We start from the raw sequence: 17729 nt of genomic DNA, 5'->3' as shown, positions 1-17729 counted from the left end.
AAAATTTAATAATGAGATACCTACTTACTTTCCTTTTATTATGCTATGTTACTTTTGGCTTTACGCAGGAAGATAATACGGAACAAAGCGATTATGTTGAAGGTATTATCATAGACTCTCAGACAGCGGCGCCTATTGAAAGTGTGAATATTGTAAACCTTAACCAAGTTATTGGTACTTCTACCAATAGTAGTGGTGAATTTAATATTAAAGCTAAGGTTAATGACACACTGCATTTAACTTATATTGGATACAAGTCTATTAAAGTACGTGTGACGAATGACTGGTTAAAATTTGGGAGCTCAAAAATTACTTTAACCGAACTGGCTTTAGCCTTAGAAGAAGTTGTGGTAAACGATTTAAAACTTACAGGCTATCTTGAAATAGACATCAAACAAGTACAGGTAAATACTAATTATCGTTACAGCATTTCTGGGTTAACCACAGGCTACGAAGCCGGAAACAATAAATCGCCAAGCAGTATTAGTAAAGTTTTAGGCTCTATATTTAATCCTTTAGACTTTTTATACAACACCTTTAGCCGAAAAGGCAATGAGCTCAAAAAGCTTAAAAAAATGAAACAAGACGACCAGATTAGAAACCTCCTTGCGTCTCGTTTTGATCGTGAAACCCTAATGGTTTTATTACAGGTTAATAAAGTGGATTTAGATGAAATTGTTTCACAATGTAACTACTCTAAAGAATTTATTGAAAAGGCAAACGATCTTCAAATGCTTGATGCTATTAGTGAGTGTTATGAAGAGTATAAAGTGTTAAGTCGCGATAGATAATATCTCAGTCTCCGTTTGCAATGCCTAGCATTTTATTAAGTAGTTTACTTCAGTGCTTTTCTTCTTTTATCAAAAATCTTCTGGATTACAACAGTGGTCGATTAAAAATGCTAAAGACAGCAAAAAAGAAGTGCACTACTACCTAAAATACCAACAGCTTATTCTAGCTAGTTATTTTTTTGTTTCATAATAACGTTCTATAATGTCATCATAACTTTTAATGGTTTTCTTACACCAGTCTAAACGCTTTTCGAGTTTTTCAGGAGCTGTTAACTGCCAATCGCTATCAGTTTTCTTCAACTTAGTCGTTACATGCTGCAAAATAATGGCAGCAGAGACCGATATGTTCAAACTTTCTGTAAAACCAGCCATCGGAATTTTTAAAAACACATCTGCTTCCTTCAGTACCTCATCAGAGAGCCCTTCGGTTTCTCTTCCAAAGAAAAAACAAGATTTCTTAGTCACATCAAAATCATACAATTCACAATCATTGGTGTGTGGTGTGGTTGCCACAATCTGATAGCCTTGTGCTTTTAAACTTTTCAGGCAGTCTTTAACCGACTGGTAGCGCTTTAAATCCACCCATTTTTGGGCGCCCATGGCAATTTCCCGATCAATTCGTTTACTATTGCGCTCTTCAACAATGTTAACTTCCTGAATGCCAAAGACATCACAACTACGAATAACGGCACTTGTATTATGAAGTTGATACACATCTTCGGTCGCCACAGTAAAAAATTTTGTACGCTGTGCTAATACTTTATGAAAACGTGCTAAGCGTTTTGGCGTTAAATACGTTTCTAAATGTTCTAAGAGTTTTATATCTATCATAGAATTCAAAATTAAAGATTATTTTTAAAGCATGAAACATCTAGTTGTATTAACTGGCGCTGGAATGAGTGCCGAAAGCGGATTAAAAACATTTAGAGACGCCAATGGCTTATGGGAAGGGCATGATGTTATGTCTGTAGCCTCACCAGAAGGCTTTGCGGCAAATCCTGAATTGGTTTTGGATTTCTATAACCAAAGACGTAAACAGTTATTAGAAGTAAAACCCAACAAGGCGCATCTTGAATTGGCCAATCTTGAAAAGCATTTTAAAGTCATCATTATTACTCAAAATGTCGATGATTTACATGAGCGCGCTGGCAGTAGTCATGTGATTCACTTGCATGGCGAACTCTTAAAAGCACGGAGCGTTCGCAATGAAAACTTAATTCTGGATTGGAAAAAAGACCTTATATTAGGGGATTTAGATAGCCATGGCGATCAATTACGACCGCACATCGTTTGGTTTGGCGAAGCCGTGCCTTTAATAGACGAAGCCGCTGCCATTTGCCAAACGGCAGATAAGCTACTTATTATAGGCACATCACTGCAAGTGTATCCTGCTGCCAGTTTAATGCATTGTGTTCCAGAAAATACACCCACTTATTTTATAGACCCTAACCCGTCTATTTCAAGCACAAAAAACCTGACCGTGATTGCTAAACCGGCAACCGAAGGCATCCATGAGTTTATCTCAATTTTTTAAAACAGTAAACAGAATCTCCAATGCGTATTATCATTATTTTAATTACCATTTTAAGTTTAAACACGATGCAATCACAACACTTAGAAAAACACCAATGGAAAAATAGAGTACTGCTTATTATTTCTGATAATGAAGCTTCTGATAACTATAAAAATCAAATTTTAAAATTAGCAGCTGCTCAAGATGAACTTATCGAAAGAAAAGTATTAGTTTACAATGTTTTACCAAAGAAGTACAAAGTGAGTACCAATGCTAGCAACTGGATAGCCGCTTCGTTTCTATTTAACAGCTTCATGGATACTAATGACGCCTTTGCAGTCATTTTAATTGGTTTAGATGGCACTGTTAAACTAAAAAAAGAAGGTCTGCTAACCACTAAAACATTATTTGATCTTATTGATTCTATGCCCATGCGGCAGGCTGAAATGAGAAAAAACTAATGATATAACTAAAATAATCTAAGCCCTTTTTAATGAAGTACACTTTTCTAATCGTTATTTTATTACTTGTTACCACCACACATGGACAAGATATTATAAGTTTCTCCAACAAGATGTTAGTTAAGGTTGACTTTAACAAACAGAGTGAATCTTTCTTAATTACTAACGCAGCGGAACGTTCGTTTATCGCCGAAGCGAATAACGTATACAAACTGAAATTTTCTGCAAATTACTCGTTTTTTGGTTTGAGTGTTAATTTCTCACCAAGCAGTGCTCGTGGAAGCAACCAGTCTAAGTTTAGAAATATTCAATTGCGATTGTTTTTAAAGCAATGGTTACAGACTTTAGAATACCGAAAGGTACAAGGGTTTTATCAAGAGAGTACAAATATAAATATGACCTTGGCAGCCCTTCCTCATTTAAAAACCACAAGCTGGACCGGAAGTACGTCTTACACATTAAATGATGCGTTTTCATTGCGGCATTTAGTGGCGTTAAACGAGTGGCAAAGAACCAGCGCTGGTAGCTTAGTGCCTACGCTTAATTATGGTTTTAATCGTTTATCTGATTACAATGAAGCCGGCAAGTACATTCAGAATAATTATGACCTCTCTATTTCACCAAGCTACTATTATACAAGAACGATAAACACCAATTATTTTGTTACTGGAGGCATTGCTCCGGCCTTAGGTGTTCGGTTTTCTGAAGAAAAAATAGCCAACAGCACAGAATCATTTGCATTTTTAACCAAGGCTTTAAACTTTAAATTACAATTTGGCTATACCAGTGAACACATAAGTACAGGGGCCGTTTTTAATTTTGATTCTACAGAAGCTAATAGGGCCACTGCGCGCAATTTTGTAAATGATAAAAGTTACGCCAGCTTGTATTTTGGCTATCGGTTTGATCCGCCTGCATTTTTAAAACGAAGTTCAAAATGGGTAAAAGAGCAAATAGATTTATAAATGCTTTCAACTCAACGTCTCTGTCAAACAATCGTACTAAGTTTAAGTAAACAGGAGTGTTTTTAACAAAAAAAGTAGTGCGACCACCTTTAAAACGACTTCTCGACACGTATTTATTGGATAAAAAAAGCAGCTAAATTCACTAAAAATGAAGCCGTTTTATTGAAATATATACCAGATTACTTCATTAAATCTATAGCTTTTAAACTATCAATACGATTACGCTCTAAAAAGGCATCAATAGATTCAAAATGCTCAATCACACGTTGGTCTTTAAATTCGAATACTTTTTCAGACAAGCCTTGCAAGAAATCACGATCATGCGAAACCAGAATAAGGGTCCCATCAAAATCTAATAAGGCTTCTTTAAGTACATCTTTAGATTTTAGATCCAGGTGATTTGTAGGTTCATCCAGAATTAACAAGTTTACCGGTTCTAACAAGAGTTTTACCATGGCTAATCTGGTTTTTTCTCCACCAGACAACACCCCTACTTTTTTATCAATATCATCCCCTTTAAACATAAAGCGACCTAAAACATTTTTAATACCTGTTCTAATATCGCCTTTGGCAACCTCATCAACCGTTTGAAATACGGTTAACTCATTATCTAACAAAGCCGCTTGGTTTTGTGCAAAATACCCAACATGCACATTATGGCCTAGACTACACTTACCTTCAAAATTAATTTCACCTAAAATAGATTTAATCATCGTAGATTTCCCTTCCCCGTTTCTACCAACAAAACTGACCTTCTCGCCTCTTTTAATAGACATATTGGCATCTTTAAACACCACATGGTCATCATATTTTTTAGTTAAGTTCTCAACGGTTACTGGGTAATCCCCTGAACGTTGCGCGGGTGGGAAACGCAATTTTAAAGCAGAAGTATCCACTTCATCAACTTCAATAATCTCCAACTTTTCAAGCATACGCTCTCTAGAGGTCACTTGATTGGTTTTAGAATAAGTGCCTTTAAAACGCTCAATAAACGTCATATTATCGGCAATAAATTTTTGCTGTTCTTGGTAGGCTTTTATTTGGTGTAGTCTGCGGTCTTCGCGTAATTGTAAATAGTGAGAGTAATTGGCTTTATAGTCGTAAATACGTCCCATAGTGACCTCAACGGTACGATTCGTAATATTATCGATAAAGGCACGATCGTGTGAAATTACCATAACGGCATTGGCTTTATTCACTAAGAAGTCTTCCAACCAAATAACAGATTCGATATCAATATGGTTTGTAGGCTCATCGAGTAAAATTAAATCGGGTTTTTGTAATAGAATTTTTGCTAATTCTATTCGCATACGCCAACCGCCGCTAAATTCGTTTGTTAATCGTGTAAAATCTTCTTGTTTAAAGCCTAAGCCTTTAAGTGCCTTCTCTACTTCTGCCTCATAGTTTACGTCTTCTAAAGCATAATAGCGCTCCCCTAGTTCAGAAACTTTTTCGATGATTGCCATGTATTCATCGCTCTCATAATCTGTTCGCGTTTCCAATTGCTTATTGAGGTGGTCCATCTCATCGCGCATTTTAAAAACAGAAGCAAAAGCTTTAGACGCTTCTTGAACAACAGTGCAATTATCTTGGGTTAACAAATGCTGTGGTAAATAAGCGATAACCGTATCTTTTGGGCAACTCACTTTCCCGCGGGTGGCTTTTTGTTCTCCTGCAACAATCTTCATCATTGTGGATTTCCCTGCCCCATTCTTACCCATTAAAGCAATCTTGTCATTCTCATTAATCACGAAATTAACGTCTTTAAATAAGGTGGTGCCACTAAATTCTACTGCAATATTATCTACTGTAATCATGATCTGTTTTTTGAAAGCGCGAAAGTACTAAAAAGCGTGGAGTGTTATCTATTTATTTTTTGACATTATCTTTTTTGGGTTAATTGAAAACGATAATCATCTCGCGGTTAAGCGTATTAAAATCCCATATAATACCAAAATTAAATACTACCTGCTAATACTTAAAAAGCTTTAGCTACCATCGTTTTCTCCTAATAAAAGACATAAATATACATTGCTAGTATAAGAATGATATTAAAATATGGACAATACAGGAGTAACAAAATAGAGCAATAATAATTTATTATCTTAGTGCGCATATAAGAGATATATAGTTAATAGTAATCATATATCTTTGTTGTGTACAATGCCTCACTCGGCTCACAAAAAAGCAAATTCTCTTAAACCCAAATCAAAACGGCATTAATTTTTATCAAAAAAAATTAACGCGCAATTATTGCGCAAAATAAGGGCTTGTAAACGGATTAAAAAGCAAAACGGAGCAATACAACGGATTTACCACTCAATCCTTTTCTGACAAGTTAAATGCGCAACTGTTGCCGACTACTGCTCTACTCCAATTACGGCTAAAAAACAGGACTCTAAAACTGCTGCTTAAAGCAAATTGCAATGTTGCCAAAAGCTGACTTTCAGTGCGGTAAATGGAATAAAAAAATATAAAACACTGTACACAACAATGTGTAAATATAATTGCTTGGTCCTCTCTTACTCGGAAAATCCTGCGGATTTTCCTCTGGTTCGTTAATATTTACTATTTTAGTGGCTTATAAACGCAACTATCCTTACACCAAACGTTACCTGCAATTATGAGAAACATTTTTCTAATCATTATACTCTGTTCTTTAAACCAACTTTTCGCTCAAGAAATAGTTGGAATGAAAGACTTGTATACAGAAAATAACTTGACTTATAAGTTGTCTAATGAAGATCTATTTTCTGGACAAGCTCAACACATTCGGAACAACGGACATTTAGTTTATGAGGAATATTTTACGAACGGAAAATTAATTAAATCTATAACGTATTATAACGGAACTGACAAACCGATTCCAGCCAGTATTACCGAATTTTATGACGGAACTGAAAACAAACGAAAAGTTACCAATTTTGGATTGAAAAAACCAACAACTGAATTTATACATTTCGACGAAAACGGAAAAAAGACACTTGTTGAACAGCACGAGAATGACAAATTGACCTATCGTTGTGAATATCTGAAAAACAAAAAACACGGAACTGAATATTGTCTGAATAAAGATGGAACTGAATTACGGATTGAATATCGAAACGGAAAAAAACTAAAACAAAATAACAGCAGGTAACAATGTGTAAATATAATTGCTTGGTCCGCTCTTACTCGGAAAATCCGCAGGATTTTCCGCTGGTTCGTTAATATTTACTATTTTAGAGGCTTATAAACGCAACTATCCTTACACCAAACGTTAGGGTGCATTTAAACAAACCTTTCGCTTAAACTTCAAACCCCTAGTAAAATAAACTAGTTTTATTCCCCACAGAAAATATATTAACCTTTTTTGCCTTTTTTATTGCTCACAGAAATAATTTGTGTATATTTGCATTGTAGTTCTTTGAAATGTTTGTGTAGTGAACCCAAGAGTTTTTTTATTAAAACTATTGAAGAGGGATTTTCCCTCCACCCGTAATGGGTATTTGTAATGGCAACAAGAGACCTAATGACCGAACGGACGTACAACTGAAAAGAAGTACAGAAGAAGACAGATTTAGATTTATTCAACCCCTTACAAGATTGCTTAAAGAGGAAACTAATTACTATAAGAGGTTTTAAATTTAAGCAGGAACTTGAGAAGTGTTTAGGACTATATCCTATTTGGGTTCACGCAGCTAATTAAGCAGGTAGCATAGTGCTCCCCTAGTTTTTTATAAACTAGTTAATTAAATTATACGATATAGTATGAAACACAAACACAGAGTTGACCAACTCCAGAACGGAGTGAGGTCACTACTCGCAAAGAGCGGGTACGCGTTCTCGGAAGAGGATAAAGCTTTGCTAGAAGCAATTCTAGTAGAGTTGGAAGAGATGTCAAACAATGAAAAGGACAACAGTCCGGACCAAATTTTGAAAGTTCTCTCCCTACTTCTAAGATTTTTGAAATTCTTCGGAATTGACGATATCTCAGGGTTATTCTAATTCCCCACTTCTCATTTTTTTTAAATCAAATATTGATATGAATATAGGTAATGCCATAAAAGATTTAAGACAGCAAAAAGGTTTCAAGCAAACTGATTTTGCTGTCGAATGTGGTTTGTCACAATCTTACCTTTCTTCAATTGAAAAAGGCAGAAAAGAACCTACATTAAGTATTCTAAAGCAAATTGCTAACGCTCTTGCTATACCAATGCCTGTATTGGTATTCTTTTCTCTTGATAAAGAAGATATAGCCCAGTCTAAGCAAGAAGCTTTCAGAATGTTAGAACCTTCTATCAAAGGTCTAATAAGTGATGTTTTCATTTCATAACTTTTTGAAATGAAGAAAAGAGTAAAAGATTTAGCTTATGCTTTAAAAATAGATAAAAGTTTACTTCTAAAATTATCTTCCTCTCTTGACTTAAACGAAAGTAAATTTTACAGAAATTGGGATGAACCTAAAACAGATGAAAAAGGACAACCAAGATTTGAAAATGGAAAACCTTTAACAAGACCAATAAACGCTCCTGTCAACAAATTAAAATTTGTTCAATCTAGATTATTGAATAATGTCTTGTATAAACTTAAACTACCTGAATATTTTTTTGGAGGCTTAAAGAAAAAAGATGCGGTTTTAAACGCCCGTTATCATCAAGGAAACAAGTATTTCTTCCTTACCGATTTAAAAGACTTCTACCCGTCTGTTCATTTCACGACTGTTGAAACTGCCTTAAGAAAAGAAGGATTTTACCCAGATATCGCAAAACTGATAACTCGTATTTCAACTAAAGAAGGAGCTATTCCCCAAGGTTGTCCGACTTCTTCATTTTTAGCTTCATTGGTTGTTTTTCATAGTTGTGGCGACTTGTTTGAAAAATATAAAAATGACGGATTAAAAGTTTCAGTCTATGTAGATGATATAACAATCTCAAGTCCAGTTGATTTTAAAGATAGGACACCTCAAATTTTGGAGGAACTGCGCAATCGTGGTTTGAAAATAAATTTTAAAAAGACTCACTACTGTACACATAATCCAATAGTTACAGGCATTCAAGTTAAAAATAACGCAATTAGTCCCTTACCTCACACTTTTGAACGGTCTGTCGATTTAACAAGAAGTGAAGCCTCTAGAAATGGACATATTCAACGAATAAAATATATAAAAAGAATTGCGGAGAAAAAAAACGCACCCTAACAAAGTGTATAAAACATAGCTAGTAAGTACTTAACCGAAAGGTCTGTGTTTATTTACAAAGACCGCCAAATTTTTAAATTTGGCTTTTAAAATAAAAAAGTAAAAACAAAACATAAAAATTCGGCTCTGTGTTAATCCGAAAAGTCAGCATCTTTTTACGCGCTACGTTTCATACACAAACCGTTGTGTACAATGGCTCACTCGGCTCACAAAAAAACCAAATTCTCTTAAACCCAAATCAAAACGGCATTAATTTTTATCAAAAAAAATTAACGCGCAATTATTGCGCAAAATAAGGGCTTGTAAACGGATTATAAAGCAAAACGGAGCAATACAACGGATTTACCACTCAATCCATTTCTGACAAGTTAAATGCGCAACTGTTGCGGACTACTGCTCTACTCCTATTACGGATAAAAAACAGGACTCTAAAACTGCTGATTACCGCAAAACGCAATGTTTTGAACAGCCGACTTTCAGTGCTGTAAATGGAATAAAAAAATATAAAACACTGTACACAACAATGTGTAAATATAATTGCTTGGTTCTATCTTACTCGGAAAATCCTGCGGATTTTCCTCTGGTTGGTTAATATTTACTATTTTAGTGGCTTATAAACGCAACTATCCTTACACTTAACGTTGCCATTCATTATAAAAAAACTCGAAATAATATGACAATAAACAAATTTATTAAAGACTGTGCTTCACTCGACAGTCCAATTGGAGATTTAGCAAACGATATTTTAGGCGACAAAAATTTTCCGTCAAAAAAATCTGATAAAGAAAAATTGGAATATTTAGAAACCCAAACAAGGAGAGGCGGAACGAATGAAACGTTTCAAGAATTTCTTGCGGAATATAAAAGAGTAAAGTAGCATTTTCTAAAAAATGGAGAACGAAAAGACATTTAAAACCAAAACAGGATATTGCCATATTTTACCTGATAAAATCATTTTAACCAGAGACGGAATTATTGGAAATGTTGCAAAAGTTACGGTCGGAAATAATATATCTCGGATTTTAATAATCTATGGCGGACTTTCAATCGTACTGTTATATTTTGCTTTTACCAATTATCAAGACGGAAAGACTTTTCCAGCGATTTTATTTGGAGCAATCGGAATTTTTCTGATTTACGGAATATTTAGTAGTTTAAATAACTCTGCAACGCCAATAATCGAACGGAATAAAATTAAAAGTGTCAACTTGAAAAAAGCAATTTTCGGATTGACACGTTCACGCTTCGAAGTAAAATTTGAGGATGAAAATGGCAAAATGAAAAAAAGGTTGATTATGCTTCCAGGCTCAATGAATAAGGGACAAACTGAAACGGAAAAAGCAATCGAAATTATGACAGCGGAAAACTTACTCGGGCGGAAATAACGAAATGGCAACAACGTATATAGCTCATAGCTGGTCAGTTGCTTGAACAAAGTTAAGGCATATTTGGAAAGTCGCCAAATTTTCAAATTTGACGATTTACAAGAAAAAAGATAAATAGTAAAATTTAAAAATCTGACTCGTGCTTAATCCGAAAATAATTTCATAATTTACACGCTACGAGCCATATACGGAGACGTTACCTGCAAGCGCAAAAAATGAGAAAACTAAATTTAATCATATTATTATTACTAATAGCAGAATTGAGTTTTGCACAATCTGTAAACTTTGATTTAATCAAATATAACGGACTGAATTTCCATTCTACTAAATCGGAAGTAATAAAAAAATTAGGCGAACCGACAAAGACATATGACCCAAACTATGAATGTGGATTTTTATCAACGGATTCTCAAGATGGTGAATATTTCACTCTTGATTATGGTAAAATAAAATTCACTGGAAACGAAAAAGAACTTTATGTCTTAGAACAAGTTGATTTAGAAAACGACAATTCTATCAAAATAAAATACGGTAATCGAGATTTGACTTGTGAGACGGATTTAAAAGAATTAATTGAAATTTTTGGGGATAGTTTAGCTAAACATTTTGGAGAAAAATTAAAAGGAACAATAGTTCTCTTTCACGAAAAAGCTGATGACGGAATACGTATTAGTATAAAAAATGGGAAGTTAATCCGATTTGAATATTGGTCGCCATGTTAAAGAAGCCAGCAGGTAACAATGGCTATAATTTATAAGGGTTTTGGTGCTTAACCCAAAGTTTAGAGCTTTAAACCAAGTCCGCCAAATCTTTTGATTTGGCTTTAGAACAAAAAAGATAAAACAAAAATCAATAAGGTTAGAAACCAATCTAATGTAAAGTCTAATCTATAACTTGTGTAAACTATGTATCTTAACGAACATTAAAAAAAGTAACTCGAATTTAGAATTGTAAAAATTTGAGAAGATGTCGTCTAATAAAAAGACCAACAGACTAAACAACCAATATGAATCTCAACATTACCAATACAGTTTCAAAATCAACCAATTATAAAGGATTTCTTTTTGACCTAATTATTTACATTTCTATAATGTTTTTGGTTAGAGAAATATATATTCCAAAAGTAGGATTTATAGCAAATGGTCTTTATTGGTCATTCACAACCTTAATTATAGCAACGTGGAGAATGAAGGTAAGAAATGTTACTTGGAAAGAATTAGGCCTACGAAAACCAGAGAATTTATGGAGAACATTAGGAGTTTCATCTATAATTCTTGCTGCTACAATGTTATCATTAATAGCGTTTAATATTTTAATAGACCTTTTACCATTTTCCTTAGGCGCAGATACTTCATCCGAAAGCGCTGTTTCTAAATTTGGAAACTTGAAAGGAAATTGGGGACATTTTTTTCTAATTATTCCTTTCATTCTACTTGAGTCAATGTTAGAGGAATTATTAGATAGAGGCTTTTTAATGAATTGGATTGAAAAGTTGTTTTCTTCGACATCTTTCGCAACTGTTATAGCTGTGATACTACAAGCGGCAATTTTTGGTTTTAGACATTCTAATGATTTTTCCGAAAGGTCAATTACAGTTGGTATTATTGGTTTAGTTATGGGAATAGCATATGTAAAGTTTGGACGAAATTTATGGCCATTAATTATTGCTCATTGTGTACTTAATTCAGGTTCTATGATTGGCAGAGTAATTGATTAAAAACAAAAAACGCCACACAACAATGGCTATAATTTATAAGGGTTTTGGTGCTTAACCCAAAGTTTAGAGCTTTAAACCAAGTCCGCCAAATCTTTTGATTTGGCTTTAGAACAAAAAAGATAAAACAAAAATCAATAAGGTTAGAAACCAATCTAATGTAAAGTCTAATCTTTAACTTATGTAAAGCATGTTCCTTAACCAGCATTTTGAAGTAGTATGAAAAACTCACGAAAACATTTCAAAATTACCCTCCCAACATCCAAAAATATTCCTACCTTAGGTAACGCAATCAAATAAAAACAAACAAATGAAAGGAATAGCCATAGGTTTCGTAGTAGCAATTATTTTCTTTGTCCTCTTGTTCTACGTATTCAAATTCGTATTTATAACCTCACTCATCATTTCAGCCGCGATCATCATCATCCCAATCCTATACTTCGTGTTTAAAGCAAAAACCGATTAAAAGCACCTGCTAAAACGATAAACATGATTGCTGTTTTTCTACCTATCCCTGGAATGGTTTCTAAACATGTTAATAGATCTTGATGTACTTGTTTTACTATCAGTATGACAGAAAAAAATCATTGTTATGAAATCGTAGCAAAGCGAAGATTCGTGAATTCCTATAAAAAGAAATACTAAATCATGAACAAAATGCAATGGCAGAACGCGTAAACGCCATCTTAAAAGACGAATTTCATCTCCACCAGACCTTTGCAAATGTAGCACACGCCAAGAGAGCAACAAAAAATACAAATAATCTATATAACGAAATTAGATTCCATTTATCTTTAGACTATGAAACAGCTAATATGGTATATCATTTATCAGCCTAAAATCAATTTTAACCTGTAGCCGTATTTCAAGACGAGACATTAAAAAACAGAAATAACCATTATAAAATAGATATTATGAAAAACTTACTGATAACATTATTGTTTATTCTTGTGAGTCCATTCACTTTTGGACAAGATAATTCTGGCGTCGAACTGAAAAGAGTAACATCAAAAATTGACTCAACCAAAACGCCGGAATTAGTTTTAATTCAAGAATTCACAGTCAAGTCACCAATTGATTCAGTTTGGAACGCATACACAACTAAAAAAGGTTATGAAAGTTGGGCAGCACCATTAGCCGAAGTGGATTTAAAAGTTGGCGGATTTATTAAATCTAACTACAATAAAGAAGGTAAGATAGGAGACAGCACCACAATTATTACTCACATTATAAATTACGTCCCTAACAGATTGATTACACTCCAAGCTGAAATTACTGATAACTTCCCTGAATTTATGAAAAAAGAGGCGAAAGACTTTTATAATGTTATCTATTTTGAAGAAATGGAAGATGGATATACGAGTGTTAAATCTTATGGAATTGGATATAAAAATAATCCGAAATACCTCTCACTAATGAACTATTTCATTCCAGCAAACGAAAAGATTTTAATGAATTTAATAACTCATTTAGAAAGAGAATAATAGTAAAAACTGTTGGCAACAATGTGTAATTCATTGCTAGTTTTCACCTACTTACGAAAGTGCTCGCGGACTTTCTTGGTTGGTAATTATCTGCTAAATAGTTGCTTGACCAAGCAACTAATCATACACAAACACGTTACCATTCATAACAGAACAATCTCAAAAAAAGAATGAAAACTATATTCTTTAAATTACCTGAATATTACTTAATAGTTTTAGCCATTTTAGCTGGCTATTCACCACCATTTTACGTTAATCCAATTTTTATCGGAATTGTACTACTCTTAATGCTTCAAATTATTTTTAAAAATAGAATTTCAGGAATAATATTAGGAATTCTTTTCTTTTTAGTCAATTTGTGTTTTCTCGGAGCTTTACTTTCGGAATTAATTGAATTTAGTGAATTTAATAATAGTGCAAAGCAATTACTATTTGTAGGTTTAGCTATAGGGATTCTGAATCTCGTATTTTCAGCAACTATGCTTTATACATATTCAGTCAATAATTTTAAGAGAAGTTCTCAGATAAAATTAGAAAAACAAAATGTTTGACAAATAACGGCGTTAAATTATAAAACGTGGAATGCCTTACTCACACGAATTACGACTAAAAATCTGAATTGAAACTATTACGGAATAATACCCGGAACGAATTTACTCAAATGCTGAAAATCGGAAAACGAAATTTAGTAGACTATTTTAACTCTTAAAAAAAACGAAATGGCAACACCGTGTCTAATTAATTACTAGTTCACTGCCAACTTACAAACTTTCCTGCGGCATATTCTATTTGTGATTTATTTGCTAAATTAGTTGCTTAACACCCAACTAACCATTCAGATAACCGCTGGTATTCATAAAAAAGTAGTAAAATATGAATAAAAAGACACAATGGTAAAAGTTCCTGTAAGTTTCCCTCTAACAGATGCAGTTTTATCTAAGAGATACATTTAGACCTCTAGCATCGATAAATCTATTAGAAAATGGAACATTGAAAATGGCGAACTTGTCGAGGATTTATTAGACCATAAAGCAACTATAAGTTCCCTTTCATTATCCAATGATGAAACTGAGCTTGTATCAGTTGATTTAAAGGGAGGAGTGAAATTTTGGGAGTTAAAGAAAATCTAATGATTTGATAAGAACCTTCTATGAAAAAATCTGAAAATGAAAAAGTTCAAAAATTTTTGGACGAAATAATGTTGATCGCTGCAGGAAAGGCTGATACCCTCATTGAAATACGTGAAATCGTTTTTAATCATTTTCCAAAAACTGACGAAAGGATAATGTATGGTGGCATTGTATTCTTTCTCAATGACGAAATGTTTAGTGGGTTATTCTTAAACAAGAAACATATCTCCCTTGAATTTTCTAAAGGATTCCTAATGGAAGATCCTAACAGCTTCCTTGAAGGAAAGGGTAAATACCGAAGACACCTAAAGCTATTGACAAAAGAAGATATTTTAAGCAAAGACGTTTCCTCTTTTGTGAAACAAGCAATATAAATTAATTTACAACCTTGTTAAATTATGGATTCACTTTCACCCAACATATTTGTTAAAGACATAAGCGAGACTGTTAATTTTTATAAAACCATAGGATTTCAAGTTGTTATGACCGTTCCGGAAGAAAGCGAGTTTGTATGGGTGATGATGACTTGCGGAAAAGTAAGTTTTATGTTTCAATCATTCCAGAGTTTGGGTTCAGAACTACCAGAAATATCAAGACAAAATGGAGGTTCATTATTACTATACATCCAAATAAAACACATTAAACAATTTCACGATAAAATAAAGGGCAAAGTGAACGTCATAAAAGGCCTTGAGAAAACATTTTATGGTGCAACAGAATTTTCAATTTTAGACCTTAATGGTTACGTCCTTACCTTTGCAGAACATGAAAATTAAAACTCTTTTTATAGTTATACTTTACCTTTTATTAACAACGACTGTTTTTGGGCAGCATCAGGAAAAATACGCTAAATTGGTCGAAGAGGCCTTAAGTTTATTTGAATCTCGAGTCTCCCAACAGGCTGCTGAAAAATATAAAATAGCATTTGAACAATTTGAAGCACAGATAAACTCAAACGACATCTATAATGCGGCCTGTGTATATGCATTGGCACAGGACCCAAAAAACTCATTTAATCTTCTTTTTCATCTAGCAAATGAGGTCCAACACAAGAACTATTGGCATGTTCTCAGAAACGCTGTATCCGATAACAAAATAGTTGCCGGTGCTTTAGCTTAATTGGAAGATCATATAAATCTTAGACAAGGTAAGCGTCAGATTTATGGAAGTCTAGTTGCTAGAAACCCTGAAAGCGGAAAAAATTATGTATCTTCTTTCTTGGAACCAGAAAAAGTAAACGAAAGAAGAGCAAAAGTTGGTCTAGAACCAATTAAAGAGTACCTAAAAAGGAATCGATTGGGATGTAGAAAAGCATAAAGCACGCATTAAAAAGATTGAATCATCTGAGAATAATTAGTTGTAAAACCAATTATCTCTTTGGAATATAGAATAATCAAAGGCCATAAATAATACGATTGCCAATAACAGCTATACGCAATACCCTTCGGGATACTGCAGATATTACAAAAAACTATTAATTATGAAAAGAACATATCTCATACTTCCATTTTTATTGATATTATTTGGTTGTACTTCTGATAATGATGTTGACTACATAACTATCAATGGTAAAGTCGAACGAGCAATAAATGGAGACGGAATTCCTGACCATTTAGTAACTGTAAGAACAAGAAAATCACACGGATCAGGTTTGTTTGAAACTACTGAAGAGTTAGACCGCAAAGAAGTTGTTACAGATGTAAATGGAAATTTTTCAGTCTCTTTAATAAATGAAGAAGGTGCATTTGCTACAATTACCCATATTGGTGGTGAACATTATTCTGGTTCAAGTGCATATAAAGACTATTCCATTGATGAACCTATACTAATAAAAGTAGATAAATTAATTAAGTTTAAAATAGCGGTGAATAATACCAATCCAATTAATGAAAACGATTATATTAAAATTGATTTTTTTTCAGGACTACATCAAGCAAAAAGAACTGAAATTGAAAACTTTGGAATAGATAATACTTACCATCCTGAAGAACCACTTCCTGGTGGCGGTTCTTCTGGTGCATGGGAAGAAACTTCTTGGACAGGAATTAATGTAAACTCGATAGTGTATTATAGCGTACCTGAAAAGGCTGACGCTTTTAAAATTCAATGGTATATGACAAAAAACGGTATTGAAACCGATGGTTTAACTAACGATATTCCTTATGATATCGAAGAAATAAATTCTTACTCATTCGAATATTAGAAAAACAATTGAACATAAAAGACAACATACGTGCTGTAACTCCGTGACCTATGAAAAGTACGAGTTCCTCTTCTTTCTATTGTTTTACTAAAACCCTTTCATTTTCCTTTTATATCGTTTTCTGACAACCCGAGATTACCTTTATTGCCATAATGCGTCTATAAACCCTCCTTCAGGTCATTGGCATAATTTCCAGTCATAAAAATTTGGTTAGGTTCGTGATAATACTTCCATAATCCGGTTTTCTCATACGCTTGATTATACATTCCTACTCTACTAATAGTCCCATTATCTATATTCCCACTGAATTCACTGTATTTGCAGGTATCCTAATCAAATCGTGCATGACTTGCATACTGACCGAAGATAATTTGGACATAAAGCCATTCTCCCTTAGGGTTTCCGTTGGTATCATAAACGCCTTTGAAATAAAACATCTCCCAGATCCTGAACGTTGTGCCAGTCTGGTAGAAATATAGGGTTTTGTGCTGAAGCAGTTACTGTTATCTAGAAAAAGAAAACTATGAAAGAGACGAAAAACACCTTAGGTATAGTAATAAGAAGAAGCAAATTCATTTTTAAAGATGAGTGCGTATTATTTAATTGACTAGCGTTAAACTTATAATAGCTAACTTTTGCAAGAAAGCAATAATAAAAAATATTAATATGCTAAATTTCATCACTTTATGATTGAAAGAATGTCATTTATTTTCTGAATTTTTAGTACTTTTATTAAAAGGCTAACTTAAGTCCTGTAAAAAACATAACTTGTTTTAAGTTAAGCTTTTAGTCATTGCTTGTTTACTAACTCTAATTTTCCTGCGGAAGGTTCGCGCAAACAAACACACCACATGCCTCATTTAAAAACCTTAGCAACAATTTAAACGTAACCATCTAAACGAAA

General features: G+C 33.5%; 20 protein-coding genes and 1 pseudogene. 18 read left to right on the top strand and 3 right to left on the bottom strand.

Annotated elements, in window-relative coordinates; translation table 11 throughout:
- Positions 1-11: 11 nt before the first annotated feature.
- Positions 12-791: a carboxypeptidase-like regulatory domain-containing protein gene (locus GQ46_RS16240; RefSeq protein ID WP_044404007.1), complete on the top strand. Its 780-nt coding sequence runs from the start codon at positions 12-14 to the stop codon at positions 789-791.
- Positions 792-962: 171 nt separating this feature from the next.
- Here the strand turns inward: GQ46_RS16240 and GQ46_RS16235 are convergent, their stop codons facing one another.
- Positions 963-1622, bottom strand: a complete 660-nt coding sequence (locus tag GQ46_RS16235; RefSeq protein ID WP_044404004.1) for an RNA methyltransferase — start codon at positions 1620-1622, stop codon at positions 963-965.
- A gap of 31 nt (positions 1623-1653) precedes the next feature.
- Here GQ46_RS16235 and GQ46_RS16230 point away from each other — a divergent pair, with 31 nt between their 5' ends.
- Genes GQ46_RS16230 through GQ46_RS16220 form a run of 3 tightly spaced genes read left to right on the top strand, consistent with a single transcriptional unit; the run spans position 1654 to position 3730 of the window.
- Positions 1654-2325, top strand: a complete 672-nt coding sequence (locus GQ46_RS16230; protein WP_044403998.1) for an NAD-dependent deacylase — start codon at positions 1654-1656, stop codon at positions 2323-2325.
- A 20-nt stretch (positions 2326-2345) separates the two neighbouring features.
- The gene (locus GQ46_RS16225; protein ID WP_044403995.1) at positions 2346-2765 is read left to right on the top strand and encodes a DUF4174 domain-containing protein; all 420 of its coding nucleotides are present in this window, start codon (positions 2346-2348) and stop codon (positions 2763-2765) included.
- A 32-nt stretch (positions 2766-2797) separates the two neighbouring features.
- On the top strand, positions 2798-3730 hold the full coding sequence (locus GQ46_RS16220) for a DUF4421 family protein (RefSeq protein WP_044403993.1): 933 nt from the start codon (positions 2798-2800) through the stop codon (positions 3728-3730).
- Positions 3731-3909: 179 nt separating this feature from the next.
- On the opposite strand, the gene GQ46_RS16215 is transcribed toward GQ46_RS16220, so the two are convergent.
- Entirely contained in the window at positions 3910-5547 is a 1638-nt protein-coding gene (locus GQ46_RS16215; protein WP_044403990.1) for an ABC-F family ATP-binding cassette domain-containing protein, read from the bottom strand.
- Between the two features lie 806 nt (positions 5548-6353).
- On the opposite strand from GQ46_RS16215, the gene GQ46_RS16210 reads away from it, so the two are divergent.
- The 7 genes from GQ46_RS16210 (at position 6354) to GQ46_RS16175 (ending at position 12011) form a co-directional block, all read left to right on the top strand.
- Entirely contained in the window at positions 6354-6869 is a 516-nt protein-coding gene (locus GQ46_RS16210; protein WP_156133265.1) for a hypothetical protein, read from the top strand.
- Between the two features lie 885 nt (positions 6870-7754).
- On the top strand, positions 7755-8045 hold the full coding sequence (locus GQ46_RS16200; protein ID WP_052503511.1) for a helix-turn-helix domain-containing protein: 291 nt from the start codon (positions 7755-7757) through the stop codon (positions 8043-8045).
- A gap of 9 nt (positions 8046-8054) precedes the next feature.
- Positions 8055-8909, top strand: a complete 855-nt coding sequence (locus tag GQ46_RS17285; RefSeq protein ID WP_052503510.1) for a reverse transcriptase family protein — start codon at positions 8055-8057, stop codon at positions 8907-8909.
- Between the two features lie 673 nt (positions 8910-9582).
- Positions 9583-9786: a YozE family protein gene (locus tag GQ46_RS16190; RefSeq protein ID WP_044403981.1), complete on the top strand. Its 204-nt coding sequence runs from the start codon at positions 9583-9585 to the stop codon at positions 9784-9786.
- 13 nt (positions 9787-9799) lie between these two features.
- On the top strand, positions 9800-10294 hold the full coding sequence (locus tag GQ46_RS16185) for a hypothetical protein (RefSeq protein ID WP_044403978.1): 495 nt from the start codon (positions 9800-9802) through the stop codon (positions 10292-10294).
- Positions 10295-10509: 215 nt separating this feature from the next.
- Positions 10510-11016 carry a hypothetical protein gene (locus GQ46_RS16180; RefSeq protein WP_044403975.1) on the top strand — a complete coding sequence of 169 codons (507 nt, stop codon included), beginning with the start codon at positions 10510-10512 and terminating at the stop codon, positions 11014-11016.
- Between the two features lie 284 nt (positions 11017-11300).
- On the top strand, positions 11301-12011 hold the full coding sequence (locus GQ46_RS16175; protein WP_044403972.1) for a CPBP family intramembrane glutamic endopeptidase: 711 nt from the start codon (positions 11301-11303) through the stop codon (positions 12009-12011).
- Positions 12012-12463: 452 nt separating this feature from the next.
- On the opposite strand, the pseudogene GQ46_RS18150 reads toward GQ46_RS16175, so the two are convergent.
- Positions 12464-12547: pseudogene (locus tag GQ46_RS18150) on the bottom strand (transposase); the annotation flags it as partial.
- A 123-nt stretch (positions 12548-12670) separates the two neighbouring features.
- Between GQ46_RS18150 and GQ46_RS16170 the strand changes: the two are divergent.
- The 7 genes from GQ46_RS16170 (at position 12671) to GQ46_RS16135 (ending at position 16825) form a co-directional block, all read left to right on the top strand.
- The gene (locus GQ46_RS16170; RefSeq protein WP_156133263.1) at positions 12671-12847 is read left to right on the top strand and encodes an integrase core domain-containing protein; all 177 of its coding nucleotides are present in this window, start codon (positions 12671-12673) and stop codon (positions 12845-12847) included.
- Between the two features lie 75 nt (positions 12848-12922).
- Entirely contained in the window at positions 12923-13492 is a 570-nt protein-coding gene (locus tag GQ46_RS16165) for an SRPBCC domain-containing protein (RefSeq protein ID WP_044403969.1), read from the top strand.
- A gap of 170 nt (positions 13493-13662) precedes the next feature.
- The gene (locus tag GQ46_RS16160; RefSeq protein WP_044403965.1) at positions 13663-14043 is read left to right on the top strand and encodes a hypothetical protein; all 381 of its coding nucleotides are present in this window, start codon (positions 13663-13665) and stop codon (positions 14041-14043) included.
- Positions 14044-14642: 599 nt separating this feature from the next.
- Entirely contained in the window at positions 14643-14996 is a 354-nt protein-coding gene (locus GQ46_RS16155; RefSeq protein WP_044403962.1) for a DUF1801 domain-containing protein, read from the top strand.
- 24 nt (positions 14997-15020) lie between these two features.
- Positions 15021-15398 (top strand): VOC family protein, encoded by a 378-nt coding sequence (locus tag GQ46_RS16150; RefSeq protein ID WP_044403959.1) that lies wholly within the window; start codon positions 15021-15023, stop codon positions 15396-15398.
- The gene (locus GQ46_RS16145; protein ID WP_044403955.1) at positions 15388-15741 is read left to right on the top strand and encodes a hypothetical protein; all 354 of its coding nucleotides are present in this window, start codon (positions 15388-15390) and stop codon (positions 15739-15741) included. The genes GQ46_RS16150 and GQ46_RS16145 overlap by 11 nt, the downstream gene beginning before the upstream one ends.
- A gap of 361 nt (positions 15742-16102) precedes the next feature.
- The gene (locus tag GQ46_RS16135) at positions 16103-16825 is read left to right on the top strand and encodes a hypothetical protein (RefSeq protein WP_156133261.1); all 723 of its coding nucleotides are present in this window, start codon (positions 16103-16105) and stop codon (positions 16823-16825) included.
- The last annotated feature ends 904 nt before the right edge of the window (positions 16826-17729 follow it).

Origin of the sequence: Lacinutrix sp. Hel_I_90, from assembly GCF_000934685.1 — a bacterium.
In the GTDB taxonomy this organism is placed as follows: Bacteria; Bacteroidota; Bacteroidia; order Flavobacteriales; family Flavobacteriaceae; genus Lacinutrix.
This window is presented reverse-complemented; position numbering and strand designations above follow the sequence as displayed.